Annotated in this window: 25 protein-coding genes; 13 read left to right on the top strand and 12 right to left on the bottom strand. The window is 60.8% G+C overall.

From position 1 onward, the window contains the following. Nucleotides 1-158 precede the first annotated feature (158 nt). Nucleotides 159-1,721 carry an MFS transporter gene (locus PH552_RS22515; protein WP_145646016.1) on the bottom strand — a complete coding sequence of 521 codons (1,563 nt, stop codon included), beginning with the start codon at nucleotides 1,719-1,721 and terminating at the stop codon, nucleotides 159-161. 180 nt (nucleotides 1,722-1,901) lie between these two features. On the opposite strand from PH552_RS22515, the gene PH552_RS22510 reads away from it, so the two are divergent. Both PH552_RS22510 and hisC read left to right on the top strand, forming a co-directional pair. Next, the gene (locus PH552_RS22510; RefSeq protein WP_112340260.1) at nucleotides 1,902-2,825 is read left to right on the top strand and encodes a LysR family transcriptional regulator; all 924 of its coding nucleotides are present in this window, start codon (nucleotides 1,902-1,904) and stop codon (nucleotides 2,823-2,825) included. Between the two features lie 171 nt (nucleotides 2,826-2,996). Then, nucleotides 2,997-4,055 carry a histidinol-phosphate transaminase gene (gene hisC, locus PH552_RS22505; protein WP_112340261.1) on the top strand — a complete coding sequence of 353 codons (1,059 nt, stop codon included), beginning with the start codon at nucleotides 2,997-2,999 and terminating at the stop codon, nucleotides 4,053-4,055. 146 nt (nucleotides 4,056-4,201) lie between these two features. Here hisC and cysN read toward each other — a convergent pair whose 3' ends face one another. From cysN to PH552_RS22490, 3 genes are all read right to left on the bottom strand, one after another. Then, nucleotides 4,202-5,704, bottom strand: a complete 1,503-nt coding sequence (cysN, locus tag PH552_RS22500; protein WP_112340262.1) for a sulfate adenylyltransferase subunit CysN — start codon at nucleotides 5,702-5,704, stop codon at nucleotides 4,202-4,204. A 1-nt stretch (nucleotide 5,705) separates the two neighbouring features. Further along, nucleotides 5,706-6,659 carry a sulfate adenylyltransferase subunit CysD gene (gene cysD, locus PH552_RS22495; RefSeq protein ID WP_112340263.1) on the bottom strand — a complete coding sequence of 318 codons (954 nt, stop codon included), beginning with the start codon at nucleotides 6,657-6,659 and terminating at the stop codon, nucleotides 5,706-5,708. A gap of 128 nt (nucleotides 6,660-6,787) precedes the next feature. Beyond that, a complete protein-coding gene (locus PH552_RS22490; RefSeq protein WP_112340264.1) occupies nucleotides 6,788-7,525 on the bottom strand; it encodes a phosphoadenylyl-sulfate reductase in 738 nt (245 codons plus the stop codon). A gap of 490 nt (nucleotides 7,526-8,015) precedes the next feature. Here PH552_RS22490 and PH552_RS22485 point away from each other — a divergent pair, with 490 nt between their 5' ends. Continuing rightward, nucleotides 8,016-8,462 carry an RrF2 family transcriptional regulator gene (locus PH552_RS22485; RefSeq protein ID WP_112340265.1) on the top strand — a complete coding sequence of 149 codons (447 nt, stop codon included), beginning with the start codon at nucleotides 8,016-8,018 and terminating at the stop codon, nucleotides 8,460-8,462. Between the two features lie 29 nt (nucleotides 8,463-8,491). On the opposite strand, the gene PH552_RS22480 is transcribed toward PH552_RS22485, so the two are convergent. After that, a complete protein-coding gene (locus PH552_RS22480; protein ID WP_113250075.1) occupies nucleotides 8,492-9,853 on the bottom strand; it encodes a chloride channel protein in 1,362 nt (453 codons plus the stop codon). A 192-nt stretch (nucleotides 9,854-10,045) separates the two neighbouring features. Between PH552_RS22480 and PH552_RS22475 the strand changes: the two genes are divergently transcribed. Both PH552_RS22475 and PH552_RS22470 read left to right on the top strand, forming a co-directional pair. Further along, the gene (locus PH552_RS22475; RefSeq protein ID WP_285166306.1) at nucleotides 10,046-10,318 is read left to right on the top strand and encodes a YlcI/YnfO family protein; all 273 of its coding nucleotides are present in this window, start codon (nucleotides 10,046-10,048) and stop codon (nucleotides 10,316-10,318) included. Then, nucleotides 10,315-10,614, top strand: coding sequence for a type II toxin-antitoxin system RelE/ParE family toxin (locus tag PH552_RS22470; protein ID WP_113250055.1), 300 nt, complete (start codon nucleotides 10,315-10,317; stop codon nucleotides 10,612-10,614). Before PH552_RS22475 ends, PH552_RS22470 begins: the two co-directional genes overlap by 4 nt. Nucleotides 10,615-10,626: 12 nt before the next feature. Here the strand turns inward: PH552_RS22470 and betA are convergent, their stop codons facing one another. The 4 genes from betA to betI form a co-directional block, all read right to left on the bottom strand. After that, nucleotides 10,627-12,276 carry a choline dehydrogenase gene (betA, locus tag PH552_RS22465; protein ID WP_113250054.1) on the bottom strand — a complete coding sequence of 550 codons (1,650 nt, stop codon included), beginning with the start codon at nucleotides 12,274-12,276 and terminating at the stop codon, nucleotides 10,627-10,629. A gap of 167 nt (nucleotides 12,277-12,443) precedes the next feature. Next, a complete protein-coding gene (gene betB / locus PH552_RS22460; protein ID WP_113251070.1) occupies nucleotides 12,444-13,907 on the bottom strand; it encodes a betaine-aldehyde dehydrogenase in 1,464 nt (487 codons plus the stop codon). Then, the gene (locus tag PH552_RS22455) at nucleotides 13,907-14,548 is read right to left on the bottom strand and encodes a glutathione S-transferase family protein (protein ID WP_112340270.1); all 642 of its coding nucleotides are present in this window, start codon (nucleotides 14,546-14,548) and stop codon (nucleotides 13,907-13,909) included. Before PH552_RS22455 ends, betB begins: the two co-directional genes overlap by 1 nt. Nucleotides 14,549-14,552: 4 nt before the next feature. Further along, entirely contained in the window at nucleotides 14,553-15,140 is a 588-nt protein-coding gene (gene betI, locus PH552_RS22450; RefSeq protein WP_112340271.1) for a transcriptional regulator BetI, read from the bottom strand. A gap of 154 nt (nucleotides 15,141-15,294) precedes the next feature. Between betI and PH552_RS22445 the strand changes: the two genes are divergently transcribed. The 4 genes from PH552_RS22445 to PH552_RS22430 all read left to right on the top strand — a co-directional run bounded on the left by PH552_RS22445 (nucleotide 15,295) and on the right by PH552_RS22430 (nucleotide 19,414). Continuing rightward, nucleotides 15,295-15,843 carry an HdeD family acid-resistance protein gene (locus PH552_RS22445; protein WP_112340272.1) on the top strand — a complete coding sequence of 183 codons (549 nt, stop codon included), beginning with the start codon at nucleotides 15,295-15,297 and terminating at the stop codon, nucleotides 15,841-15,843. A 225-nt stretch (nucleotides 15,844-16,068) separates the two neighbouring features. Further along, complete coding sequence (locus PH552_RS22440; protein ID WP_112340273.1) at nucleotides 16,069-16,320, top strand: ribbon-helix-helix domain-containing protein; 252 nt, start codon at nucleotides 16,069-16,071, stop codon at nucleotides 16,318-16,320. A 210-nt stretch (nucleotides 16,321-16,530) separates the two neighbouring features. Beyond that, the gene (locus PH552_RS22435) at nucleotides 16,531-18,336 is read left to right on the top strand and encodes a GGDEF domain-containing protein (protein WP_112340274.1); all 1,806 of its coding nucleotides are present in this window, start codon (nucleotides 16,531-16,533) and stop codon (nucleotides 18,334-18,336) included. Nucleotides 18,337-18,415: 79 nt separating this feature from the next. Further along, nucleotides 18,416-19,414 (top strand): NAD(P)H-quinone oxidoreductase, encoded by a 999-nt coding sequence (locus PH552_RS22430; protein ID WP_113251069.1) that lies wholly within the window; start codon nucleotides 18,416-18,418, stop codon nucleotides 19,412-19,414. On the opposite strand, the gene PH552_RS22425 is transcribed toward PH552_RS22430, so the two are convergent. Then, nucleotides 19,395-20,819: an MFS transporter gene (locus PH552_RS22425; RefSeq protein WP_112340276.1), complete on the bottom strand. Its 1,425-nt coding sequence runs from the start codon at nucleotides 20,817-20,819 to the stop codon at nucleotides 19,395-19,397. The genes PH552_RS22430 and PH552_RS22425 overlap by 20 nt on opposite strands. 99 nt (nucleotides 20,820-20,918) lie before the next feature. On the opposite strand from PH552_RS22425, the gene PH552_RS22420 reads away from it, so the two are divergent. Further along, complete coding sequence (locus PH552_RS22420) at nucleotides 20,919-21,545, top strand: helix-turn-helix transcriptional regulator (protein WP_112340277.1); 627 nt, start codon at nucleotides 20,919-20,921, stop codon at nucleotides 21,543-21,545. A 99-nt stretch (nucleotides 21,546-21,644) separates the two neighbouring features. After that, nucleotides 21,645-22,652, top strand: coding sequence for an asparaginase (locus PH552_RS22415; RefSeq protein ID WP_112340278.1), 1,008 nt, complete (start codon nucleotides 21,645-21,647; stop codon nucleotides 22,650-22,652). Between the two features lie 109 nt (nucleotides 22,653-22,761). Here the strand turns inward: PH552_RS22415 and PH552_RS22410 are convergent, their stop codons facing one another. After that, entirely contained in the window at nucleotides 22,762-23,250 is a 489-nt protein-coding gene (locus tag PH552_RS22410; protein ID WP_112340279.1) for a DUF2127 domain-containing protein, read from the bottom strand. Nucleotides 23,251-23,389: 139 nt separating this feature from the next. Then, entirely contained in the window at nucleotides 23,390-24,145 is a 756-nt protein-coding gene (locus PH552_RS22405; protein WP_112340356.1) for a DeoR/GlpR family DNA-binding transcription regulator, read from the bottom strand. Nucleotides 24,146-24,271: 126 nt separating this feature from the next. Here PH552_RS22405 and PH552_RS22400 point away from each other — a divergent pair, with 126 nt between their 5' ends. Beyond that, nucleotides 24,272-24,628, top strand: coding sequence for a DUF4406 domain-containing protein (locus PH552_RS22400; protein WP_112340280.1), 357 nt, complete (start codon nucleotides 24,272-24,274; stop codon nucleotides 24,626-24,628). Nucleotides 24,629-24,782: 154 nt separating this feature from the next. Continuing rightward, nucleotides 24,783-25,403, top strand: a complete 621-nt coding sequence (locus PH552_RS22395) for a glutathione S-transferase family protein (protein WP_112340281.1) — start codon at nucleotides 24,783-24,785, stop codon at nucleotides 25,401-25,403. The last annotated feature ends 5 nt before the right edge of the window (nucleotides 25,404-25,408 follow it).

Here is a 25,408-nt window from a genome sequence, read left to right as displayed (position 1 = left end):
GCCGATTCGGCGCGCACATTTTATGTGGCGACGAAACATAATGTTGCGTCGCTCCATGGTGTTCGATCCTTGTCGGCCTTTGATTTGCCGCCTTGCTGTGCCGCGATCGCCGGCCGGATCGCCGGGACCGAAGCCCCGGGCCGGTTGCTGATGCTGCCTTACCCTTTCGATGCGCGAAGCATCTCTTCGTCCTCTTGCAATTGATCCGTGTCTTCAGTGCTGACGGCCGATGACGTCCGGCCGAGGAAAGAAAAGACGACGATTGCAGTGATGAGGGTGATGGCCGTCAGCAGCCAGAGCAGTGCGCTGAAGGCGTGGCCATAGTCTTGAATGAGGACGTCATGCCCGATCGCCGGCACATTCGAGGCCGCCGCCGCCAGATTGCCGGTGACGAGCTGTTGCGCCGCGGCCGAAGCATGCTCTGCTGCCGAGGCCCCGAGTTTCGATTGGATAAGAGCGGACAGAACGGCGCTGACGACCGCGAGTGCCACGCCTTCGCCGGCGACGCGGGTGGTGCTGAAGATGCCGGTTGCCATGCCGGCACGCTCCTTGGGAACGACGCTGACGGCAAGTCCATCCATCAGGCCCCAAGGCAGGCTGATGCCGACGCCGATCGCAAGCAGCGGACCGATGAGCGCGGAAGGAGCCGAACCCGCCGTGACATGGCTGAGCCAGAACAGACCTGAGGCCGAGATGACAAGGCCGGTGCCGCAGATCGTTGCCGGGCTGAACCAGCGGGTCAGAAGCCCGGCGACGATCGGCAGGATGAGCAGCGGCGCTGATAGCGCGACCATCATCCGGCCTGCTGCGATCTCGCTCATGCCTTCGATGCCGACGAACCGCACGGGCAAAAGGATCAGCAGCACGACGAAGGCATAGGCGGGTGCCGCCGCCAGCAGCTGCACGCCGACGAAGCGCGGATAGCGAAACAGGCTGAGATCCAGCATGGGCCGCTTCACGATGCGCTCGATGATACCGAAGGCCAGGAAAAGCAACGCCGCACCAATCAGCAGGCCGATGACGAGCGGATCGCTCCAGCCGGTTTCGGGTGCGCGCAGGACACCATAGGTGAACAGCGTCAAGGCAAGGGTGAAGCTCAGCGCACCGGGCCAATCCAGTCCCGCCGCATCCGGATCACGTGATTCGCGCAGAAAATAGGCGCCAAGTCCGAGGGCGAGCAATGCCAGGGCAACCACGAGAACGAAGATCGATGACCAGCCGAAGGCATCGATCATCAAGCCGGAGGCGATCGGCCCGAAAGCCAGCCCGACGCCAAAGCTGGAGCCGACGATGCTGAAGGCCCGCATGCGCGCCGTCCCGTCGAATTCCTGGGCGAGCGAGGCCATGCCGCCGGAAAAAGCGGCGGCGGCACCAAGGCCCTGCAATGCCCGCAATATGTCGAACCAGACGATGTTACCGGCGAGCGCCAGTCCGGCTGAGAACAGCGCGAAGCAGGCGACGCCGGTCAGGAAGATGCGGCGCCGGCCAAAACTGTCCGCCAGCGCGCCTGATGCCATCAGGCAGCTGCCGAAGGTCAGCATGAAGGCATTGGTGACCCAGTTAAGCGCAATCGGGCTGCCGCCGAGCGTTCGGCTGATGGCGGGGAGGGCGACGGCCGGGCCGGTGAATGTGAGCGGCATTGCCGCTGCGGCGCAGCAGACGGCGACGAGCACGAAGAATTTCTCGGTCGCGCTTGCGACCTTTGTCTGAGATGAAATCATCGGATTACCATTGGGTTCGAGCAAGGAGAAGGCCGCGGGCTATGCTGGGAGTGATGCTGGCCGGAAAGGCCGCCCACGAACCTGAAATGACCCAAAGAGGATAGTTTTGCTGCAATCGAATGATAATACCGCTATAGCTCCATATATACCGGAATAAAACTCTCGAATGAGGATATACCTATGGATCGCTTGAGCGGATTGACGGCCTTCGTTCGCACGGCGGATCTCGGCAGCTTCGCGGCCGCCGGGCGTGTGCTCGGCCTTTCTGCATCGGCCGTCGGCAAGGCGGTCAGCAATCTGGAGCGCCAGCTCGGCGTTCGGCTGCTGCAGCGCTCTACCCGCAGCATCCGGCTGACCGAGGAGGGGCGTCTCTTTCATGAGCGCTGCCGGCGCGTGCTCGACGATCTCGACGATGCGCAGGCATCGCTCGCTCAAGCTATTGCCGTTCCGCGCGGACGGCTGCGCGTCAGCGTGCCGATCGTCAGCTATCATTTCCTGCTGCCCGTTGTGCCGGAATTCGTCGCCCGCTACCAGGATGTAGAACTCGACATCGATTTCAACGACCGCATCGTCGACATGATCGAGGAAGGGGTCGATGTCGCGATCCGCAGCGGCCAGCTGCCCGACTCGCGGCTGATCTCGCGGACATTGCGGCCGTTTCAGATGCTGCTCTGTGCCGCGCCCAGCTATCTTGAACGCTTCGGCATTCCCGATTGTCCGCGCGCGCTCAACGAGCATCTGGCCGTCAGGTTTCGCTTCCCCAACAGCGGCAAGCTGCAGGATTGGCCGCTGACCATGCCGGAAGGCGAGCCGGAGTTGCGCATGCGAACGGCCTTTTCCTGCAACAATATGGAGGCTGTGCGCGGCGCGACGATCGCCGGCCTCGGCATCGGCTGCATGCCCGATTTCCTCGTGCGCAGCACGCTTGCGGAAGGAAAGCTCAAAACGGTTCTCGACGATTTCATCGATGAACCCGGCCATTTCCATCTGCTCTGGCCGTCCAATCGCCATATGTCGCCCAAGGTTCGGGTTTTCGTCGATTTCCTGAGCGAGCGGCTTTTCGCGAAAAGCTGCGATGTTTTGCCGGCCACGGCTGCTGTTTGAAAAAGAGGCCCGGCAGCCGGTTTGAAGCCTGCATGCTGGCCAGGCGGTATATTTCCCCGAATTGCCGTCGAAACGGTTGTCGGCGGCATTCGATTTTGCAACGGTAGACATCTACGTTTTAATTTGCCGCGCCGATTTAAGGATTGGCGGCCGCCAAATTTGGAAATCACGATGAGCCGTTTCTGGAGCCCCATTGTTCACACCCTGACCCCCTATGTCGCCGGCGAGCAGCCGACGATGGGCGGCATGATCAAGCTGAACACCAATGAAAGCCCTTACGGGCCTTCTCCGCTTGCGCTGGAGGCAATTTCGAAGGCGACGTCCGACAGGCTTCGGCTCTATCCCGATCCGACGGCGCGGGAGTTGCGCAGCGTGATCGCCGAAAGCTTCGGGATCGACAAGGACGAGGTCTTCGTCGGCAACGGATCGGACGAGGTTCTGGCCCATACGTTCCAGGCACTGCTGAATCATGAGGAGCCACTGCTTTTCCCCGACATCAGCTACAGCTTCTATCCGACCTATTGCCGCCTTTACGGAATCGAGTTCCGGCGGGTTCCGGTCGATGCCGAAATGTGCGTCCGCATTGACGATTATCGCCAGCCCTGCGGCGCAATCATTCTGCCCAATCCCAATGCGCCGACAGGGATTGGCCTGCCTCTAGTCGATATCGAAAATCTTCTTAGGAATCATCCCGATCAGGTCGTCGTCATCGATGAAGCCTATGTCGATTTCGGCGGCGAGAGCGCCGTCCCGCTTGTCCGGACATACCCAAACCTCTTGGTGATCCAGACCCTGTCGAAGTCCCGCGGGCTTGCCGGCTTGCGAGTGGGCTTCGCCGTCGGGCAAAGGCCGCTGATCGAGGCCTTGGAAAGGGTGAAGGACAGCTTCAATTCCTACCCCCTCGATCAGCTTGCGCAGGCAGGTGCTGTAGCCGCCTGGAAAGACCGGGACTGGTTCGAGCGTCATCGCGCCTTGATCATTGCCAGCCGTGAGCGCCTGGCCGTCGGGCTCAAGGAACTCGGCTTCCACGTCCTCCCGTCCTCCACGAATTTTCTGTTCGCACGGCATCCGAGCCGTTCAGGCGCGGAACTGGCGGCAGAGCTGCGGAGCAGGAACATTCTGGTACGACGGTTTTCCGGCGAGCGTATCGACGATTTCCTGCGTATTACCATCGGTACGGATGATGAGTGCGATCGGCTGGTAGCGGTTCTCGGTGAAATATTGCAGTAACACTGGCTGTCTCGGAAGAATTTGCTTCAGGGCCTTAAAAAGACCAGGAGCTGCCTCAACCGCAGTCGTGCTGTCACCGCAAAGCGGCAAATGAAAAAGGCGGCGGAGCCAAGCCCGCCGCCTTCTGTCATCACATGCGATAGCGATCAGATGTCGCTTGCCGCGTTTGCCCAAATTTCCGCTGCCTGTGCGGCGGTGACGCGGCGCACATCCGTTTCATCGCGGCGGTTGGCGAAGAGTTCGCTTGCCATGATCTGCTCGGCAAGATCGGCCGGCAGCGACAGGAGAACGCGCTGGCCATCCTTGTGGATGCCGCCGACATCGGAACGCTTGCCGGTGATCATGCCGCCCGCAACCGTGTTGTTGCTTTCCGGATCGATCAGGATGAAGGAGCCGGTCGAGCGGTTTTGCTCATAGGGATCGAAGATGGCACTCTCGTCGAAGGTCAGGCGAACCTTGCCGATAGCATTCATCCACAGCGCCTGCGCCGGAGCCCAGGCGCCGGTCTTCAGCTCAAGCTGCGCGATCGGCTGTACCTGAACACGCTGGCGGCGGCTGCCGCTCTTCAACCAGTAGCGCTTGCCGGGTTCGATGCCTTCCGGCTGCAGCGCGACGATCTGGGCATCGAAGGAAAGGCCCGTCTGCGGCTGGCTGTCGATGGCGACGATCATGTCGCCGCGCGACACGTCCACCTGGCGGTCGAGGACGAGCGTGATGGCGTCGCCTGCGACCGCGGCATTGCGCACGAGATCGAAGGTGACGATCTTCGAGACATTGGCCACCATGCCCGACGGCAGGATCATGACGCTGTCCCCCGGCTTCACCGAGCCGCCGGCAACCGTACCCTGATAGCCGCGGAAGCTTTCGCCGGGGCGGGAGACGCGTTGCACCGAAAGACGGAAGCCGACCGTCTGCGCGGAGCGAACGGTCGCCAGTTCCAGCGTTTCGACCAGCGTCGGGCCGGTATACCACGGCATGGCAGCCTGGCCGGAATAGACGACGTTTTCACCCTTCAGCGCCGACATCGGGATGGCCGTGATCTGCTTGACGCCGAGCGAAAGGGCGAATTCGCGGAAGTCGTTGGAGATCTTCTCGAAGCCGGCACGGTCGTAGTTCGTCAGGTCGATCTTGTTGACTGCGAGCACGAACTGCTTGATGCCGAGCAGCGACGCGATTGTGGCGTGGCGGCGGGTCTGCTCGAGGATGCCCATGCGCGCATCGACCAGCAACACGGCGAGATCGGCGGTAGAGGCACCGGTTGCCATGTTGCGGGTGTACTGCTCGTGACCGGGCGTGTCGGCGACGATGAACGAGCGCTTGTCCGTCGAGAAATAGCGATAGGCGACATCGATGGTGATGCCCTGTTCGCGCTCGGCCTGCAGACCGTCGAGCAGCAGTGCGAAGTCGGGCAGGCCGAGGTCATTCTGCTTGCCGGTGGAATCGCGCTGCAGCGTGGCGGCTTGGTCTTCCTTGACCGCTTTGGTATCCCAGAGGAGACGGCCGATCAGCGTGGACTTGCCGTCATCGACACTGCCGCAGGTGATCAGGCGAAGCGGGCGCGAATCGCGGAGAGCCTTGGCCGGTTCGGCGGCAGACCCAACAGCGGGCCCCACAACAGGCATCGTGACGACGTTGGCGTTTGCGGTCATCTCAGAAATATCCTTCACGCTTCTTCTTTTCCATGGAGCCGGACTGGTCGCGGTCGATAGCGCGTCCCTGACGTTCGGAAACCGTGGCGATTTCCAGCTCTGCAATGATGTCTTCAAGGGTCGTGGCGGTGGAGCGGATGGCCCCGGTCAACGGGAAGCAGCCGAGGGTGCGGAAGCGGATCACTTCCTCGCGCTTGGTTTCGCCCGGCAGCAATTCCAGCCGCGGGTCCGCGGCCATGATCATCATGCCATCGCGCTCGACAACCGGGCGCTTGGCCGCGAAATAGAGCGGCACGATCGGGATTTCCTCGGCCTGGATGTAGCGCCAGATATCCACTTCGGTCCAGTTGGAAAGCGGAAAGACGCGAACGCTTTCGCCCTTGCGGATCTGGCCGTTATAGATGTTCCAGAGTTCCGGGCGCTGGTTGCGCGGATCCCAGCGATGGTCCGGCGTGCGGAAGGAATAGATGCGCTCCTTGGCACGCGAGGCTTCCTCGTCGCGTCGAGCGCCGCCGAAAGCGGCGTCGAACTGGCCGGCATCGAGCGCATGGCGCAGCGCTTCGGTCTTCATGATGTCGGTATAGCGGGCCGAGCCATAGGTGAAGGGCGTGATATTCTCCGCCTTGCCGCGTGGATTGATGTGCTCGATCAGGTCGAGATCATACTTCTTCACGATCTCGTCGCGGAAGGTGATCATCTCGGCAAATTTCCAGCCGGTGTTCACATGCAGGAGCGGGAAGGGGACGCGGCCGGGATAGAAGGCCTTGCGCGCCAGATGCAGCAGTACCGACGAATCCTTGCCGATCGAATAGAGCATGACAGGACGCTCGAATTCGGCGGCAACTTCGCGGAAGATATGAATCGCCTCGTTTTCGAGTGCCTTCAGATGCGGATCGAGGGGCGGCTTGACGCTTTGCGGATTGGAGATTTCCGTATCCGGACGGCTATCGGGCATTGATGACTCCAGAACTTTCAAATGTGCCGGCCGGAATATGGACCGGAAAGAATGGATGCTTTGGCTCCCTAGATATCGGCGGCGTAGGAAACGCGCCTTGGATCGAAAGCCGGGAGCCGGCGGGTATTTTACTGTGCGGCGGCTGTGATCTCTTCATGAACGTGCAGACCGCATTCGCGCTTTTCGTCGTTTTCCCACCACCAGCGGCCGGCCCGCTCGGGCTCGCCCGGCTTGATCGCCCGCGTGCAGGGCTCACAGCCGATCGAGGGATAGCCGCGGGCATGCAGCGGGTTCACCGGAACGCTGTTATCGGCGACATAGGCGCGGATGGCATCGATGTCCCAGTCTGCGAGCGGGTTGATCTTGATCAGGTTGCGCTCGGGGTCGAATTCGGCGAAGGGCGTATCGGCGCGGTTGGCGGACTGGCCGCGGCGCAGGCCGGTGATCCAGATGGTGGCGCCCGAGAGTGCCCGCGCAAGCGGCTTCAGCTTGCGCACGCCGCAACAGGCGTGCCTGGCTTCGACGCTCTCATAGAAACCGTTCAGACCGTATTTTTCCGCATAGGCATCGATATCGGCCTGTTCCGGCTCGTAACGGACGATGTTGATATCGTATTGGCTTTCGGTCTCGCCGATCAGGGCGAGCGTTTCCGGGAAGAGACGACCTGTCTGCAGGGTCGCCACTTCGATCGGCAGACGGTGATTGCCGATCTCCGCCGTGATCACCTGATCCTCGATCCCGAGCGACGTCGTGAACACGGTGCGACCTCCGAGGCCGGCCACGAGAGACAGACGGCCAGCAAGATCGAGCGATGCGAGTTGGCTGTTGAGCGTCGCGGCGTCTTCAATGGATGTAATGGCAGTCATGGGGGATCCTGTCCTGATATTGGCAGGAGTATCGCAGCTCGTGACGTTTGCGGACAGAAAAATAGATTTCGAAAGGGAGCGGCTGGAGAGTAAATATCTCCATGAAGCAGCACCGATAAGGAAAAGCGACCGCCCCGGCTGTTAACCAAGGCGATTTGCCGCGGGAAGCGGCCCTTCGGAAGCACTTGATATGGCGAGCCATGTTTAAGTGCTTGCTTTAATGTCTATAGAAATAGTAGAGTTACACATAGCTTGTCAAATGGAAATCGGAAGTGATGCCCAAAATGATGCGCTGCGGTGGATTTTGCGCTAAACTATTGGCATAGCGACAAAGAATGACAACAAGTCTGGGTTGCTAACGTTTCCTGGCCGTGCGCCAAGGGTGTGAGTGCTTCGAAATTGCCCCGGGGACGAGGGCTGAGGAGTTCTGTAGCGGACCGGGCGAATCGCTCGACCGGACGTATCGCATGTGTGTGTGAAGCGGTTCGAAATGATTACTCAGAAAGCAAAATATGCGCTGCGGGCGCTGTCTGCCTTGGCCCAATCCGAGGCGGGCGAGCCGATGATGATTTCCGACATCGCCGCCCAGCAGAAGATTCCGAAGAAGTTCCTCGAACAGATCCTTCTCGACCTGAAGCATCAGGGTATCGTCATAAGCCGTCGTGGCAAGCAGGGCGGTTATCTCCTGCGCAAGCCGGCAGACGAAATCACCTTCGGCGAAATCCTGCGGGTCATCGATGGGCCTCTGGCGCCGCTGCCCTGTCTGTCATTGACAGCCTATCGCCGCTGCGACGATTGCGACGGTGAGCAAAACTGCGAAATCCGCCATGTCTTCGCCCGGGTGGCGGATGCGACCCGCAAGGTGTTGTTCTCGACGACGATCGCCGATGCCATTGCTCAGCCCGATGGGGCTGAGGTCACGAGGTTGATGGCCTAATCAAGAATCGGAATGGCAGGCCCTGGGCCTCAACCGGCGGCATGCTCCTCGCTGCCTTCCTTCTCCATGGCCCGCCGGGCGCGGATGGCCGCTGCGATGAAGACGCGCGACAGGCCGTGATAAAGCGGCTCGCGCGAGAGCAGCCGGGACGTCACATAGCCGATCATCGATACCGCCATGATCGGGATGACGGCCTGATGATCGCCCGTCATTTCCAGGATGATGACGAAGGCCGTCATCGGCGCCTGCACCACGCCGGCGAAATAACCGGCCATGCCGAGGATCGCAGCGAGTGCGATGCTGCCGCCGACCAGCGTGCCGACTGTGCTGCCGAAACCAGCGCCGACAGCAAGCGATGGGGCAAAGATGCCGCCGGGAATGCCTGAAATCATAGAAAGGAAGCTTGCCAGTAGCTTCTCGACGAAGAAGAGCAGGGGCAGGGCATGTCCTTCCACCGCTCCGCGGGCTTGCTCGTAACCGGTGCCGAAGGTTTGGCCGCCGGAGAGCACCCCGACGGCGGCAACGACAAGACCGCAGAGACCGGCCAGGATCAGCATGCGTTTCAACGGCTGCGGTTGTGCCCAGCGGCGGATACGGATGCCGGCATAGAGCGCCAACCCGCTGAAAGTGGCGCCAAGCGCGCCGCCGCCGACACCGCAGATCAGCATGACGATCCAGTCCCGAAGCATCGTCGGCGCGGCGTCGGCCGTGCCGAAATAATTGTAGCTGCCGGAAAGGCCGAGTGCGGCAAGGCCGGAGAGGATGACGGCCGTCAATACCAGGCCATTGGCGCGGGACTCGTAGGTGCGGCTCATCTCCTCGATGGCAAAGACGATACCCGCAAGCGGCGTGTTGAAGGCGGCCGCGATGCCCGCAGCAGAGCCGGCGAGGATCAGCCCCTTGGCCTGCGCCATGCCGCCGAAGCGGGCAACGGCCAGCATGAAGGAGGCGCCGACCTGCACCGTCGGCCCCTCGCGGCCGATCGAGGCGCCACTCAAAAGGCCCAATATGGTCAGCACGATCTTGCCGAAGGCGAGCCGCAGCGACAACAGCTTGGTGCGATCCTCTTCATGATGCAGATGTCGCGCGGCAATCGCCTGCGGGATGCCGCTCCCCTGCGAATTGGGAAACAGCGTCGCTGCGAGATAGGCAGATAGCACGAAGCCGAGTGGCGTCAGCAGGAGCGGCAGCAGCCACATCCATTCGCCGGATTGCGTCACGCCGGTAAAAGCCCGCTGCGCCAGATCGGCAAGCTTGGCGAAGCCGACGCTGATGACGCCGATCGCCAGGGCACCTGTCCAGAACACCAAACGCGGTCGCCAGAGATTGAAAGACCCCCAGAAAACACGGGAACGGCGGAGCAGCTTGGACTTGCGGTAGATAGGGGGCATGGGACGTGTGACCGTTATGCTGGCCGGCATGCCCTTTGGAGGCATTTTCCGGGCCGCTCACCTCGTGGGGAGAATTGCGATATCGATCTTTCTTACAGAATTTCCTTTTGCGGCCAAGGCTTAATCCACGTGTTGACCGTTTCGAGCCATCGAATAGAATGTATCGCAATTGCAATGCAAAGGAGCCGATGAATGAAATCCGCTTCCATACCCCCCTTGAGGGTTGATCCCGCCTTGCGCGCCGCTGCTGAAAGCGTGCTGCGAGAGGGTGAGTCATTGTCAGCATTTGTGGAAAGTTCGCTGCGTGCGCAGATTGAACACCGCCGAACGAGGGCCGAATTCATCGCTCGCGGCCTTGCTGCGCGGGAGGATGCGAGGAAAACAGGCGTGTATCATATCGCTGACGACGTGCTGGGAATGCTGAAGCGCAAACTTGAAGCTGCAAAAGCGTCCGGACGAAAATGACCTTTGTAGTGCGTTACACCCAAGGCGCGCTCGATGATCTCGAACGACTCTATGACTATCTCTTGGTAAGAGACATCGAGCTTGCGGAAAAAGCCTATCAGGCGATCGCCAAGGCAACGGAGTTTCTGGAGAATTTTCCGTTCAGTTGCCGCAAAGCGTCGGCGGACGACGCATTTCTCCGCGAACTCGTCATTCCTTTCGGCTCGTCAGGTTATGTCGCTCTATTCGAAATCGAGGATAGCGAGACGGTGACGATACTAGCGATCAGGCATCAGCGAGAGGAGGATTACCACTGATGCGCGCCCATCCTACCGATCGCTCGTCTCCCATCGCGGATTGATCCAGGGCTCTTGGTTCGAGCGTGCCAGCCTCGGCTTGCCAAGGATGTGGTCGGCCGCCTTTTCGCCTGTCATGATCGAAGGACCGTTCAGGTTGCCGTAGGTGACATGCGGGAAGATCGAGCTGTCGGCGACACGCAGGCCGTCGACGCCGATGACGCGCGTGTCGGGATCGACCACCGCCATCGGATCGTCTTTCGAACCCATCTTGCAGGTGCCGCAGGGATGATAGGCGCTTTCCAGATGTTCGCGCAGGAAGGCGTCGATCTCATCATCGGTCTGAACGTTCGGTCCGGGCTGGATTTCCGGTCCCCGATATTCGTCGAAAGCTTTCTGCCCGAAGATTTCGCGGGTAAGGCGCACGCAGTGGCGGAATTTCTCCCAGTCTTCCGGATGGCTCATGTAGTTGAAGCGGATAACGGGATCCGCCTTCGGATCGGGGGAGCGCAGCGTGACGTTGCCGCGCGATTTCGAGAGGTTGTAGCCGACATGCACCTGGAAGCCATGGCTCTTGGCGGCCGCCTTGCCGTCATAGCTGATGGCGACGGGAAGGAAGTGGTACTGGATATCGGGCTGTTTGACGCCGGGTGCGGAGCGCAGGAAGGCGCAGGCTTCGAACTGGTTGGAGGTGCCGAGGCCCTTCTTGAAGAACAGCCATTGCGCGCCGACGATCCCCTGCATGTACCAGGGCAGCCAGGAATAGAGCGATACCGGCTTCAGGCTCGTCTGCTGGAAATAGAACTCCATATGGTCCTGCAGGTTGGCGCCGACGCCCGGCCGGTCGGCCTTCACCTCGATCCCCATGTCGCGCAGATGTTGCCCAGGCCCGATGCCGGACAGCATCAGCAGCTTCGGAGAATTGAACGAGGAGGCGGAGATGATGACCTCGCGGTTTGCCTTAATGATCTCGATCTTGCCGTCCCGCTCGACTTCGACGCCGGTCGCGCGGCCGTTTTCGATAATGACCTTGCGGGCGAAGCAGCGGATGAGGTTTACGTTCGGCCGCTTCAGCGCAGGCTTGAGATAGGCTGTCGCCGCAGACCAGCGTCGGCCCATCCATGTCGTCTGCTCCATCAGGCCGAAGCCTTCCTGCTTGCTGCCGTTATAATCCTCCGTCGCCTCGAAGCCCGCCTGCTTGCCGGCCTCGATGAAGGCGTGGAACAGCGGGTTGCGGGCATCGCCCCGGCGCACATGCAACGGACCATCCTTGCCACGCCAGCCCTCTTCACCGCCATGCGAATGCTCCATCCGCTTGAAGTAGGGCAGTACGTCGGCATAGGCCCAGCCCTGCGCACCGAGCGCCTCCCAGCGGTTGAAGTCTTCCGCATGGCCGCGCACATAGACCATGCCGTTGATCGAGGAGGAACCGCCGATCACCTTGCCGCGCGGCGCGGTGATGCGTCGGTTGTTGAGCTGCGGTTCAGGCTCGGAAAGATAGCCCCAATTGTAACGGTCCATGCTCATCGGCCAGGCAAGGGCCGCCGGCATCTGGATGAATGGGCCGAAATCGCTGCCGCCAAATTCCAGAACGATGACCGAATGCTTGCCGTCCTCCGACAGGCGGTAAGCCATGGCGGAGCCGGCCGAACCCGAGCCAACGACGACGAAATCTGCTTGCATGACGATGTGCTCCAGGTGGAAAGGGGCGTAAATCGAAGGGTCTACACCCTCCCTTGAGGGGGAGGGTCGACCGCAGGCCGGGGTGGGGCGATTGCTGCTATACGCGTTGCGGCTGGTCACCCCCACCCGCCGCTTTGCGGCGACCTCCCCCTCAAAGGGGAGGTGGATCAATAAGGCGCCTGTACCGGCCCCATGCCGACATAGACGGTCTTCAGTTCTGAATAATGCTCCAGCGCCGCCAGCGAGTTCTCGCGGCCGAAGCCGGATTGCTTGGAGCCGCCGAAGGGGATTTCGACCGGGCAGAGATTGTAGGTGTTGATCCAGAGCGTGCCGGCTTCGAGCTGATCGACGACGCGGTGGGCGCGGGTAAGGTCGGCGGTGAAGACGCCGCCGGAAAGGCCGAATTCGGTGGCATTGGCGCGGGTAATCACCTCGGCCTCGTCATCGAAATCGAGAACGCACATGACCGGCCCGAAAATCTCCTCGCGGGCGATCGTCATCTCGTCGGTGACGTCGGCAAACACGGTAGGCTGGATATAGTAGCCTTCGCCGGAGACATTGTTCGGGATGCCGCCGCCAGTTACGAGCGTTGCGCCCTCAGCCTTGCCCTTTTCGATGTAGGACAGTACCTTCTCACGCTGCGCCCAGGAGACCATCGGGCCGATCTGCGTTGCCTCGTCCATCGGGTCGCCGATGAGCATGGCGTCTGTGCGGGCCTTCAGGCGCTTCAGGAATTCGGGCTTGATCTTGCTGTTGACGAAGACGCGCGTGCCGTTCGAGCAGACCTGGCCGGTCGAATAGAAATTGCCGAGCATGGCCCCGCCGACCGCGCTATCGATATCGGCGTCGTCGAAGACGATCAGCGGCGACTTGCCACCGAGTTCCATGGTGACATGCTTGAGGGTGCCGGCCGCCGAAGCCGCCACCTTGCGGCCGGTCGGCACCGAGCCGGTCAGCGATACCTTCGCCACATCCGGATGGTTGATCAGCAGCGGCCCGGTTTCGCGGTCGCCCTGGATGATGTTGTAGAGACCCTTCGGCAGGCCTGCCTCAATAAGGATTTCGGCGATCTTCAGCGCGCCGAGCGGCGTGTTTTCCGAAGGCTTAAACACCATGGCGTTGCCGGCGACGAGGGCCGGTGCACCCTTCCAGCAGGCGATCTGCTGCGGATAGTTCCATGCGCCGATGCCGACGCAGACGCCGAGCGGCACGCGCTTGGTATAGGCGAAATCACCGCCGAGCGGGATGTAGGAGCCGTTGAGACCGGCCGCCGCGATGCCGCCGAAGAATTCGAAGCTGTCGGCCCCGGAGGTCGGGTCGGCCACGATGGTTTCCTGGATCGGCTTGCCTGTATCCAGCGTTTCCAGTTCCGAAAGCTCGCGGTTACGTTCGCGCATGATCTCGGCCGCTCGCTTCAGGATGCGGCCGCGCGCCGTTGGGCTCATGGCCGCCCATTCCGGCTGCGCACGCTTGGCACTGGCGATCGCCTTTTCGACGATGGCAGGCGTTGCCGCGTGCAAACGGGCGATCACCTCGCCGGTCGCCGGATAGATGCTTTCGATAAGAGTGCCGTCGGTGTCCTCGACATATTCCCCGTCGATGAAATGCGAGGCTTTCGGTTGTGCGCGCATTATAGAACCCTCAATTCTTCGTAGGACACCATGACATGCTCTTGAAAAGCAGGCCGCTCGGTGAGGTTTTCGTAATAGCGCTGCAGCCGTGGATGGGCGGGGCGCTGGATGTCTATGTCGAAATAGCGATGGAGCGCATGGCCGAACTGTATGTCGGCCAGCGTCAGATTATCGCCGGCTAGGAAGCGATGCCGTCCGAACTGCGACTCGGCGATGTCAAGCTTCGCACCGAGGGCAGTTATAGCCGTAGCGATCACCTTCTCATCGCGCAGGGCAGGGGCAGTCCGCACCGCACGCCAGAATACCGGGCCGGTGAAATTCAAGGCGATGTTGATCTTGGCCCATTCGGCCCATTTGTCGATCTGGGCGCGATGGCGCGCATTCTTCGGCCAAAAGGCATCCTCGCCATATTGCGTGGCGAGATAGCGCAGGATGGCGCCGGTTTCCCAGAGCGGCTCGTCGTCGCCGTCGCGCAGCACCGGAACGGTGCCGTTCGGGTTCATCGCCAGGAATTCAGGAGTGTCGTTGACGCCATAGGTGAAGCCCGCATCGATGCGCTCATAGGCAAGACCGAGTTCGCCGATGCACCACATCAGCGCCTGCACATTCGATGACGATTTGCGGCCCCAAACGGTCAGCATGGCTTCAGCCTTTCAACGCGTTGAGATGGGTCGTCAGGTAATCTTCCGTCAGCGCGATCGAGGCCTCGGTGCTGATCGGCGCGGAGCGAAGGCCTTGGCGGATATAGAGCCCGTCGATCATGGCAGCCGCGCCCTCGGCGATCCGCCCAGCGTCGCCGGCCGGGCACAGAGCCTTGAGATTGGCGACCAGATTCGAATGCAGGCGGCGTGCGTAGATGACGAGAAAGCGCCGCGTCTCTTCCGAGCGCTGCGCCTCGGCATAGAAGGCGAGCCATGCAGCGATCGTTTCCGGCGCGAACTGGTCGGCCTGGAAGCTGACGCGGATGACGGCCGAGAGCTTTTCGCGCGGCGTTTTCGCGGCTTGCAGCGCCGTCACGACGCCGTCGCGCAGCCGCTGTAGATGCACGCGGACGGTCTCGATCAGCAGCTGTTCCTTGCTGCCGAAATAGTGATGCGCAAGGGCAGGAGAAACGCCGGCCTGCTTGGCGATTTCGGACATGGTGACGGTCAGCGAGCCGTGATCGCCGATCACGCGCATCGCGGCATCCACCAGCGCCTTGCGGCGCACGGGTTCCATTCCGACTTTCGGCATGCGTCAAACTCCAGTCTGGGAACTAGAGTGTATTTTTGATTGACTGATCAATCAATAAAAAAATTACACGAAAAGCGTTCCATGGCAAAAAATCCGCAACCTCTTTCCGCCAAGCATTTCTGTGCCATACTTCCTCTTAGGAGGAGGTGCAGTCATGGTCGATATTCTTGATGAAGTCCCGTCATCCGCAATGCGTAACAAATGGGGCTGGTTTGTCGGGCTCGGCATATTGCTTCTGATCTGTGGCGGCATCGCGCTCGGCAATCTGTTCCTGGCCACCGTCGCCTCGGTCTATTATGTCGGCATGCTGATGCTGATCGGCGGCATTGTGCATCTGGCCCATGCCTTTCAGGTGCGGGGCTGGGAGCACATCCTGTTCTGGGTTCTCAGCGGCCTGCTCTATACGATTGCCGGCGTGCTTGCTTTCGCCAATCCGCTGTTGGCCTCGGAAGCTTTGACGCTGTTCCTCGCCATCGCGCTGCTCATTGCCGGAACGTTTCGTGTCTGGGTCGGCCGCAAGCTGAAGCCGGAGCGCGGCTGGGTCTGGATCGTCATCAGCGGCCTTGCGACCGCCGCCGCCGGCATCGCCATCGCGGTCGGCTGGCCGGTCAACAGCCTCTGGATCCTCGGCCTTTTCCTGGCCCTCGATCTGATCTTCCAAGGCTGGACGCTGGTGGCCTTCGGTCTTGTGCTCAGGCGGTAGGCGATCTTCCAAAAGGGGTAACGAACTGCTACTTTTTGACAAGGAGCGTGAGCGGCGCTACTCTTTGTCCCTCCGCTAATAAGGCGGAGCGGCGTTGAGTTATTGTGACGGCGGTACCTTCATTTGGAAACACGCATGTCCGGGACATGCCCTGAAGGCACTGTCGAGGCCGCGGAACATGCTTTCAGCCAAGTTTCCGCATAACAACGTCAAGGGAGGAATATCATGCCAATGGTAACGGTTTCCATCTCCCCGCTTCAGGCTGCCGGCATCCGTGCAGCGGTCGATACCGGCACCTATGCCTCAAGCAGTGAAGTCGTGCGGGAAGCTTTGCGCATGTGGGATGCAGCCCGCAAACGCGATGACATTTGCGACGTGCCGCATGCGGCCAACGATGGCGGAGACACGGCAAAAGGCAGCCGTTGCGTCGCCGATATGTTTGCCGATTACGACGCGGAACGGCACACGCACAATTAGTTCACAAGCTGCTGGCGATAGCAGCGGCGCGTGCCGGCGCACCGTCTGCCTCCCGTCCTGACGAATGGTTAACATTGCTTTACCATTCATGAAACTTTCACATGCGGGAAAGGTTTCGTTGACGCTTATGGCGCATCTTGGGGCGAAAACGCGGTAAATCCAAAGTTTTACTTAAATAAATTAGAACAGAATCCGCAAGTGGAGATGGGCATGTCACTGACTGCCGCGGTCGAGCCGGGCGTATTGCGCCGATATGCCAGCGACCAGATTGTCACTCTCGCCAAGCTCGTTATCGAGAATGCATTTCAGCCGATCGTCGAGGCGGGCACCGGCGCCGTTTTCGGTTACGAGTCCCTCATGCGCGGACAGGAACGCATCGGTTTTGCGAGCCCGGTCGATATCCTCGACGAGGCCGAGCGCACTGGCCAGCTTCTCGGTTTGGAGCAGATGGTCACCAGCCGGGCGCTGGCGAAGTTCGCCACTTTGCCCAATATCGCTGCCGCTACCCTTTTTCTCAATCTGGATGTCCGGTTGATCCCGCAAGGTGCAGCATTGATGGATGGCCTGCTGCAGCACATGCGGAAGGCCGGGATCGCGCCTTCGTCCGTCTGCTTCGAATTCTCCGAGCGCTTCGACAACACCATCGTACCCGGGTTTCGCGATCTGGTCGCCCGGATGCGAAATGCCGGCTTCAAGCTGGCGATCGACGATTTCGGTGTCGGCCACGGCGAAATGAAGCTCCTATCCGATTACCCGATCGACTATCTGAAGATCGACCGGCACTTCATTGTCGGAATCGACCGCAGCGCCCGCAAGCGCCATATTCTCCGGCATCTCGTCAATATCGCCCATGTGCTCGGCACGCGCGTTATCGCCGAGGGTATCGAGACCGAGGCGGAATTCCTGACCTGCCGCGAATTCGGTGTCGATCTCGTCCAGGGCTGGTTCATTGCCCGCCCGACAGTGCTCGTCAACGAGCTCAAGCCAAGCTTTCCGCATCTGCAGGAGCTCGGTAAGGTCGCCCGCAACAGTCAGTCGCTCGATGAAATCCTCATCCGCAAGCAGATCGAAGTGCTGCCGACCATCCGCGAGAGCGACAGCATCGACAGCGTCTTCGAGCTTTTTCGCCGCAATCCGCGCCGGGCCTATTTTCCGGTCGTGAATGCCAATGACGAGCCGCGCGGCATCATCCATGAATATCAGCTGAAGGAATATATCTATCAGCCCTTCGGCCGCGATCTCTTGAAGAACAAGGTCTATGAGCGTTCGATCTCGCATTTCGTCGAAATGGCGCCGATCGTCGGCCTCGATTCCGATGCCGATACGCTGATGGCGATCTTCGCCAACATGGAAAGCAGCGATTGCCTGATCGTCACCGAAGGCACGCATTATGCCGGTATCGTCTCGGCCGCCTCGCTCATCAAGGTCATCAACGAGAAGCAGCTGAAGATCGCTCAGGATCAGAACCCGCTGACCGGCCTGCCGGGTAACCGGGCGATCCACGATTTCATGCAGAGCGCCGGCCGCGATGGCGATGAGATCAGGCATTTCTGCTATTGCGACTTCGACAATTTCAAGCCGTTCAACGATGCCTACGGCTTCCATCTCGGCGACCATGCCATTTCCTTGTTCGCGGCACTGATGCGCCGCTATTTCTTTGCCGAGCGCCATTTCCTCGGTCATGTCGGCGGCGACGATTTCTTCATCGGCGTCACCGGCTGGAGCATGCAGGAGCTGCGCGAGGTTCTGGATCGGCTTCTTGTCGATTTTCATGCCGACGTCCTCGATCTTTACTCGGCCGAGGATCGGGCGGCCGGCCGCATTCGCGGGCATGACCGCAGCGGCGCCAAGGCGGAATTCCCGCTGATGCGTTGCTCCATCGGTATCCTGCAATTGCCCGAGGGACTGGTGATCGACAATATCAACCGCGTCAGCACCTCCATTGCCGGCATCAAGACGAAGGCAAAGGAAAGCGATATCGGCATCGCATTTCTCGGTCTGGCCGAGACGAATTGACGCCCTCCCATGACAGCTCCTTTTCAAGCGCTCTGCGCTAAACTATCTCCACTGCTTTGCTGGGAGAGGAGATAGCGCCATGCCCTTGCCATCTGAAATGCGTTTCGTGGATTTGCCATCCTTTGGCGGACCGGAGGTCATGACCATCGGCCGCCGGCCTTTGCCGGTCCTGAAACCGGGCGAGATCCTCGTCCGTGTCGAGGCTGCCGGTGTAAACCGCCCGGATGTGGCGCAACGGCAGGGCATTTATCCGCCGCCGAAGGATGCAAGCCCCATCCTGGGTCTCGAAATATCAGGCGAAGTGGTCGACGTCGCGCCGGGCGTGACGGAGTTTGCCATCGGCAACAAGGTCTGCGGCGTCGCCAATGGCGGCGGCTATGCCGAATATTGCGTCCTGCCCGCCGGCCAGGCGCTTCGTTTCCCGAATGGCTATGACGCCGTGCGTGCAGCGGCTTTGCCTGAGACGTTCTTCACGGTCTGGGCCAATCTCTTCCAGATGGCCGGCCTGACGGAAGGTGAAAGCGTGCTGATCCATGGTGGCTCCAGCGGCATCGGCACGACGGCAATCCAGCTTGCCCGCGCCTTCGGCGCGACGGTCTACACCACGGCCGGTTCTAAGGAAAAATGCGAGGCCTGCGAGAAGCTCGGCGCCAAGCTGGCGATCAATTATAGAGAAGAGGATTTCGCCGAGGTCATCAGGGCCGAGACGGAACATGGCGTCGATATCATCCTCGACATGATCGGCGCCGCCTATCTGGAAAAGAACCTCGCTTCGCTTGCCCGTGACGGCTGCCTTTCCATTATTGCCTTCCTTGGCGGTGCGGTGGCGGAGAAGGCCAACCTTGCGCCGATCATGGTCAAGCGGTTGACCGTGACCGGTTCGACCATGCGTCCGCGCACGGCCGAGGAAAAGCGTGCCATCCGCGACGACCTTCTCTCCCAGGTCTGGCCGCTGCTGGACGAAGGCACCGTCGCCCCGGTCATTTATCGGACCTTCTCTTTCGACGACGTGGTCGAGGCGCATCGCTTGATGGAAAGCAGCGACCACATCGGCAAGATCATGCTGAAGCTGGCTTGATCGTCAGCGACAGGGCGATGGCGACGAGGCCAGGTATGGCCATCAGCGTATAGAGCCATGTTGCGGCAGAGAGGCCGCCGGCAATGCCACCCGGATGGGTCAGGCCTGCGCCATTGACAATGACGCCCGCGAGCGCGGCACCGAATGCGCCGCCCAGCGACTGCGTCATCGAGATCGCCGCCGAGGCCTTGTCCTGTTCGGTCCTGCGAGCGATGCCGATGATTCTGGTCACGAGATGCGCCCATCCCAAGCCGACGCCGAAGCCCATCAGGAACATGGCGATCACGGCCGGCGTGAATTCCGTGAGTTCGGAGAAAGGCATTGTGGTCGCCAGGAATGGGATCAGCGATGCCGTGGCTGCGGTTTCCAGAAGGCAGCCGGCAATGATGGCGACCGCCGCTGGCCTCCCCGAGAAGGAGTTGCTGAAGAAGGCCGCAATGGTCCAGCCGAGCGCCACCAGCGCCACGAGATAGCCCGAGACCAGCGGCGTTACGCCATGGAGCGTCTGCAGGAAGTAGGGGATATAGATGTCGCTCGTCAGCACCAGCATCATCGTGAATATCGTCAGATAGAGCCGCGCGATGGGGTTGCTGAGCATGACTGCCCCATAGGGCAGGAGGCGCACCTCGCTCTTGCGCTCGATCAGCACCATCGTTGCAACAAGAGCGACCGAAACCGCAATCAGCGTGGCCTTGTAGGATCCATGTTCGATCGTGCCGGCAATGCTGACGAATAAAACTGCGGCAAGCAGAAGTATGATCTGGATCAGCGGCGTTCTGGTGTCGATCCGATCGTCCGCGACATCGGGCAGCAGCCAGCGCCCCGAGAGCGCCATGAGGACAGCCACCGGCACGAGGATGAGAAAGGCCTCCCGCCAGGCGCTCCCCGCGGCGAAGAGGCCGCCGAGCGTCGGTCCAAGTACCGTCGCTACGCCCCAGATGGCGGCGTAGAGCGTCGAGGCCCTGCGCCACAGGGGTTCCGGATAGATGAAGCGGATGAAAGCATAGGCAAGTCCGGACAACATGCCGGAGCCGTAGCCCTGAACGGCGCGCCCGATCAGCAGCACGGGCATGGTGGGCGCGATAGCGCAAGCGAGGCTGCCGACGCCAAAGGCGAGTGCCGCTGCAACATAGACGGCGCGCAAGCCTATTCCCTTCGGCCTGGTCGCAACCGTGATGGAGCCAAGCACGCCTGCGGCGACGAAAAGCGTCGTCATCCATGAGAATAATTCGAGGCCGCCGATGTCGCGCACGATCGAGGGGGCGATCGTGGCGGTGATGTAGGATTCAACGGCATAAAGCGTGACGCCCCCGCCCAGCATCAGTGTCGCAGGCAGAAGTCTTGGCGAGAACAGCGTGAAGATGGAGGCTGATTTGAGGGGAACAGTGGTTTCGATGCTGGACATCGGGCGATCCTCGGTATTTCCCTAGCGGTTGATTATTTTCCAAGTTATAATTTGGAAATTACATCCTCGCCAGATTAAAACAAGAGAAAACTTGGAAAAATGCGTCAGTCACCCGCCAATCGAATTCTGATCCTGTTGAAAACCGACGGGCCGCAGCTGGCAGCCGCCATCGGCGATGCGCTCGGCATATCGTCGGAGGCGGCCCGTCAGCAGCTAACGAAGATGGCGGAGGAGGGACTGGTCGAGCCGGTGGCGGAGGCGGCAGCCGGCAGGGGCAGACCGCGCCAGCTCTGGCATCTGACGGCTGACGGCAACAAGCGATTTCCCGATGGCCACGCGGATCTGACCGCCACGTTGCTTGCGACCATGGCCAGCCAGTTGGGACAGGGCGCCGTCGACACCGTCATCTCCGCCCGCGAAACGGAAACGCTTCGGCGCTACCGCAGCGAGATCGATATGGCGGCCAATCTGCCGTCGCGCGTCGCAAGCCTCGTAGCTATCCGCACGCGGGAAGGCTATATGGCCGATCACTGGCAGGACGAGGACGGTTCGCTGGTGCTGGTGGAGAACCATTGCCCCATCTGCGCGGCCGCATCTGCCTGTGCCGGCTTCTGCCGATCCGAGCTGGAGACTTTTCGCATGGTGCTCGGCGCTGATGTCGAACGGGAGGAGCATATTCTGCTCGGCGCCCGGCGTTGCGCCTACAGGATCCGCGACGCGGCCTGAGAGATCGCTTTTTGATGCTGGCCGCCGGCATCGGCGATTGGCAATCAATGGTGCAGCGGCTATCACTGCCCGTCTGGCAAATTAAAGGCAGCTTCCATCATGTCCAATCCCGTCTGCGTCGATGTCACCCGTGGCAACCAGGTCGAAAGCCATCACCGTGGCTCGGTCGTTGTCGTCGATGGCGATGGAAAGCTGGTCTTCTCGCTCGGCGATATCGAAAGCGGCGTCTTTCCGCGTTCTGCCTGCAAGGCGATGCAGGCGCTTCCGTTGGTCGAAAGCGGTGCCGCGGATGCCTATGGCTTTGGTGACAAGGAATTGGCACTCGCCTGCTCATCCCACAATGGCGAGGACGAGCATGTGGCGCTCGCCGCCTCGATGCTGGCGCGAGCCGGTCGCGATGTCGGCACGCTCGAATGCGGCGCCCATTGGTCCTTCGACCAGAAGACCCTCATCCATCAGGCCCGCACCATCGACAAGCCGACGGCGCTGCATAACAATTGCTCCGGCAAACACGCCGGCTTCGTCTGCGCCTGCTGCCATCAGGATATCGATCCCAGGGGCTATGTCGGCTACGATCACCCGCTGCAGCAGCAGATCCGCGACACCATGCGGAGCCTGACCGGCACCGTTCTTGCCCATGACAATTGCGGCACGGACGGCTGCTCGATCCCGACCTATGCGGTGCCGCTAAAGGGACTGGCACATGGCTTTGCCAGGATGGCGACGGGCGCCGGCCTGGAGCCGCTGCGCGCCAAGGCGTCCCGCCGGCTGTTGGAGGCCTGCATGGCCGAACCGTTTTACGTCGCCGGCACCGATCGCGCCTGCACCAAACTCATGCAGATCGCTCCCGGCCGTATTTTCGCCAAGACCGGCGCCGAAGGCGTGTTTTGTGCCGCGATCCCCGAGCAGGGTATTGCCATCGCGCTCAAATGCGACGATGGCACGACTCGTGCCGCGGAGGTCATGGTCGCGGCGGTGCTGGCCCGTTTCTTCGAGAAAGACGACGCAGTACATGCCGGCCTCATGGCGATGGCCGACAGGTCTTTCAGGAACTGGAACGGCATCCATGTCGGCAATATCATGCCGGCAGCTGCATTGACTGCCTAGAGCGGTTCACGGAATCCCCGAACCGCTCTATCTCTTTGTTTTCACGCAATTCCGGACGGAAAACCGCTGCGCACTTTTCCTGGAATTGCTCTAGCCTCCGTTCTTCGGTTCAGCCGATCGTCTGCCGGGCGGGCGCATGCTGCCGGACGATCCTGTATTCCTTCCAGATCAGGATCATCACCACCAGGTCGAAGACGGTGAGAATGACAAGCCCGATCCCGTGCGTTTCGGTGAAGCGGTAGAGCTGGTAGACGATGAAAAGCCCCAGGGCGACCAGTGAAGCCGGATAGGCCCACATCTTGCCCTTGAGCAGCCCGATGACGAGCAGCACCTTCACCAGCCCGTGGCTGAGCAGATAATAGGCATAGAAGTCCTTTGTGCCGACCGAGAAATCCTGCGCCCACGCGAGCAAGTGTGTCGCGATAAAGTCCTTGGGATCGTTGAGCAGCTCGGGCTGCGTGATCCTGTTTGCCAGGCGAAGGATGGACTCGGTGCTGACGAGCGCAAGCACGATGCCGCCGATGCATTCGATCAAGGCATGCGCGCCCTTCAGGAGAACACTGATTTCGAAGAGCTGATGAATGCGGCGTTCGTTCACGGGCGATCTCTTGGGCATGGTGATGCAGGCTTGATCGGCAACAACGGCAAGGCAGGCCGATGTGTGAGCGGCATAGGATCAATCTTCGGCCGTATGATGATGATAATGCAAATTGCGTAAAGCGGACTCGCAACCGACGTCAGGCCAGCAAGAGTGCAAGCTCGGTCTCCCGATAGGGTGCCAGGCTTTCTTCCGCAATATCGGACGGCACAACGAGGCCTGACACATCCTTCATCGGCAGGATCTGGTATGGGGAGGCCGCATCAAGCTTTTCGCCCGTCGCCAGTACATAGGTTTCGGCCGAGCAATGGGCGATATGCCGCTTGATAGCCGCCTCCTCGAAATCGCCGGTCGAAAAGCCGCGGGCGGGATGGATAGCTGTGACCCCCAGAAAGAAGATGTCAGCCCTTATGGAGGCGATCATCGCCATGGCGGCCGCACCCGTCGCCACCATCGAATGCTTGTAGAGCTTGCCGCCAATGAGGATCACCTCGGCGGCGGGATGATGCTCCAGTTCGCCAGCGATCGTCGGGCTGTGGGTGACGATGGTGGCGGCAAGATCCTTCGGGAGCTGACGAGCGATCTCGGCATTGGTGGTGCCGCCATCGAGAAACACCGTCTGGCCCGGCTGGATCATCTTGGCCGCATAGGTGCCGAGCCGTCGCTTCGCATCGGAGGAGACTGTCTGCCGAGCGGTGAAATCGGGTAGCTCAGGTGACAGCGGCAGTGCGCCGCCATGCACGCGCTTCAGCAGCTTCTCCGCTGCCATCTCTCGCAGATCCCGGCGGATCGTGTCTTCGGACAGATCGAGTTCATCGGCCAGAACCTTGGCGATCACTTGGCCGTCCCAGCGCAATCTGTCGAGGATGAGGGCTTTGCGTTGGCTGGTCAGCATGTCCATCTCTGCACGATATATCACGAATGATCACGAATTTATCAGAATCGATTCGACATTCAAGGAAATATGCGCATATTCGTGCAAATTCCTGCAGGAAGCAGGTGTTCAGAATGGAGACATGACATGTTGATCCTGATTGCAGGCCCGTATCGCTCCGGCACCGGCGATGATCCGAAAAAGATGGCAGAAAACCTCAAGCGCCTAGAGGAGCCGTCCTATGCTCTGTTCAAGGCAGGCCATCTTCCCATGATCGGCGAGTGGGTTGCGCTGCCGGTCTGGCACGCCGCCGGCGGCAAGCGCGTCGGGGACGATCTCTATGAAGAGATCTTCCACCCGACAGCTGGCCGCCTGCTGCAGCTTTGCGAGGGTGTGCTGAGATTGCCCGGCGACTCCAAGGGCGCCGACAATGATGTCCGTATCGCCCGCGAGCGCGGCATTCCCGTCTGGCACAGGCTGGAAGACGTGCCCGGCTGCGCCTGAACGCGAGCCGCCCATCCCCATTGAGCCAGCCCATGGGGATGGGCGTGCATGGCCGATCGATCAAAACCTTTTGTGGCGCCCATCAGCATCACCCACTTCCGTATCGGCCGGGTTCGCTTTAGCTTCCTCGCGGAATTCAATCGAGGAACGGAACATGCTGACATTCTATTTTGCGCCCGGAAGCTGCGCGCTCGCCAGTCTCATCGCCCTGGAAGAATCTGGTCTCGCATATGAGCACCGTCGCCTCAACCTCGCCAATGGCGATCAGCGCCAGCCGGACTATCTGGCCATCAATCCCAAAGGTCGCGTTCCGGCCCTGGTGACCGACAGAGGCGTCATCACCGAGAATATCGCGATCATGGCCTATATCGCCCAGATCGCACCGGCCGCCAAGCTGGCACCGCTCGACGATCCCTTCGAATTCGCGCAGATGCAATCCTTCAACAGCTATATCGCGACCACCGTTCACGTGAACCATTCACACAAGGGACGCGGCTACCGCTGGACCGACGATCCCGCTGCCATCGAGGCAATGAAGGCCAAGGTGCCGCAGACCATGACCGAAAGCTTCGCCTTGATCGAGGACAAGATGCTGAAAGGCTCTTGGGTAATGGGAGAGCAATATACCGTCGCAGACGGCTATCTCTTCACCATGGAGAAGTGGCTGCCGGGAGACGGTGTCGATATCAAACAGTTCCCCAAGGTCAGCGCGCATTATCAGCGCATGCTCGAGCGCCCGGCCGTTCAGAAGGCGCTTGCCGTCGAACAGGGCTGATGTGG

This window comes from Rhizobium aureum (genome assembly GCF_030182495.1).
Classification (GTDB): domain Bacteria; phylum Pseudomonadota; class Alphaproteobacteria; order Rhizobiales; family Rhizobiaceae; genus Rhizobium; species Rhizobium tropici_C.
Note: the sequence above shows the minus strand (reverse complement) of the source record. Positions and strands in the feature narration are given on the sequence as shown.

Coding starts and splice junctions, on each gene's coding strand:
- PH552_RS22515 (WP_145646016.1), bottom strand. CDS start 1,721: ATGATTTCATCTCAGACAAAGGTCGCAAGCGCGACCGAGAAATTCTTC.
- PH552_RS22510 (WP_112340260.1), top strand. CDS start 1,902: ATGGATCGCTTGAGCGGATTGACGGCCTTCGTTCGCACGGCGGATCTC.
- hisC (WP_112340261.1), top strand. CDS start 2,997: ATGAGCCGTTTCTGGAGCCCCATTGTTCACACCCTGACCCCCTATGTC.
- cysN (WP_112340262.1), bottom strand. CDS start 5,704: ATGACCGCAAACGCCAACGTCGTCACGATGCCTGTTGTGGGGCCCGCT.
- cysD (WP_112340263.1), bottom strand. CDS start 6,659: ATGCCCGATAGCCGTCCGGATACGGAAATCTCCAATCCGCAAAGCGTC.
- PH552_RS22490 (WP_112340264.1), bottom strand. CDS start 7,525: ATGACTGCCATTACATCCATTGAAGACGCCGCGACGCTCAACAGCCAA.
- PH552_RS22485 (WP_112340265.1), top strand. CDS start 8,016: ATGATTACTCAGAAAGCAAAATATGCGCTGCGGGCGCTGTCTGCCTTG.
- PH552_RS22480 (WP_113250075.1), bottom strand. CDS start 9,853: ATGCCCCCTATCTACCGCAAGTCCAAGCTGCTCCGCCGTTCCCGTGTT.
- PH552_RS22475 (WP_285166306.1), top strand. CDS start 10,046: ATGAAATCCGCTTCCATACCCCCCTTGAGGGTTGATCCCGCCTTGCGC.
- PH552_RS22470 (WP_113250055.1), top strand. CDS start 10,315: ATGACCTTTGTAGTGCGTTACACCCAAGGCGCGCTCGATGATCTCGAA.
- betA (WP_113250054.1), bottom strand. CDS start 12,276: ATGCAAGCAGATTTCGTCGTCGTTGGCTCGGGTTCGGCCGGCTCCGCC.
- betB (WP_113251070.1), bottom strand. CDS start 13,907: ATGCGCGCACAACCGAAAGCCTCGCATTTCATCGACGGGGAATATGTC.
- PH552_RS22455 (WP_112340270.1), bottom strand. CDS start 14,548: ATGCTGACCGTTTGGGGCCGCAAATCGTCATCGAATGTGCAGGCGCTG.
- betI (WP_112340271.1), bottom strand. CDS start 15,140: ATGCCGAAAGTCGGAATGGAACCCGTGCGCCGCAAGGCGCTGGTGGAT.
- PH552_RS22445 (WP_112340272.1), top strand. CDS start 15,295: ATGGTCGATATTCTTGATGAAGTCCCGTCATCCGCAATGCGTAACAAA.
- PH552_RS22440 (WP_112340273.1), top strand. CDS start 16,069: ATGCCAATGGTAACGGTTTCCATCTCCCCGCTTCAGGCTGCCGGCATC.
- PH552_RS22435 (WP_112340274.1), top strand. CDS start 16,531: ATGTCACTGACTGCCGCGGTCGAGCCGGGCGTATTGCGCCGATATGCC.
- PH552_RS22430 (WP_113251069.1), top strand. CDS start 18,416: ATGCCCTTGCCATCTGAAATGCGTTTCGTGGATTTGCCATCCTTTGGC.
- PH552_RS22425 (WP_112340276.1), bottom strand. CDS start 20,819: ATGTCCAGCATCGAAACCACTGTTCCCCTCAAATCAGCCTCCATCTTC.
- PH552_RS22420 (WP_112340277.1), top strand. CDS start 20,919: ATGCGTCAGTCACCCGCCAATCGAATTCTGATCCTGTTGAAAACCGAC.
- PH552_RS22415 (WP_112340278.1), top strand. CDS start 21,645: ATGTCCAATCCCGTCTGCGTCGATGTCACCCGTGGCAACCAGGTCGAA.
- PH552_RS22405 (WP_112340356.1), bottom strand. CDS start 24,145: ATGCTGACCAGCCAACGCAAAGCCCTCATCCTCGACAGATTGCGCTGG.
- PH552_RS22400 (WP_112340280.1), top strand. CDS start 24,272: ATGTTGATCCTGATTGCAGGCCCGTATCGCTCCGGCACCGGCGATGAT.
- PH552_RS22395 (WP_112340281.1), top strand. CDS start 24,783: ATGCTGACATTCTATTTTGCGCCCGGAAGCTGCGCGCTCGCCAGTCTC.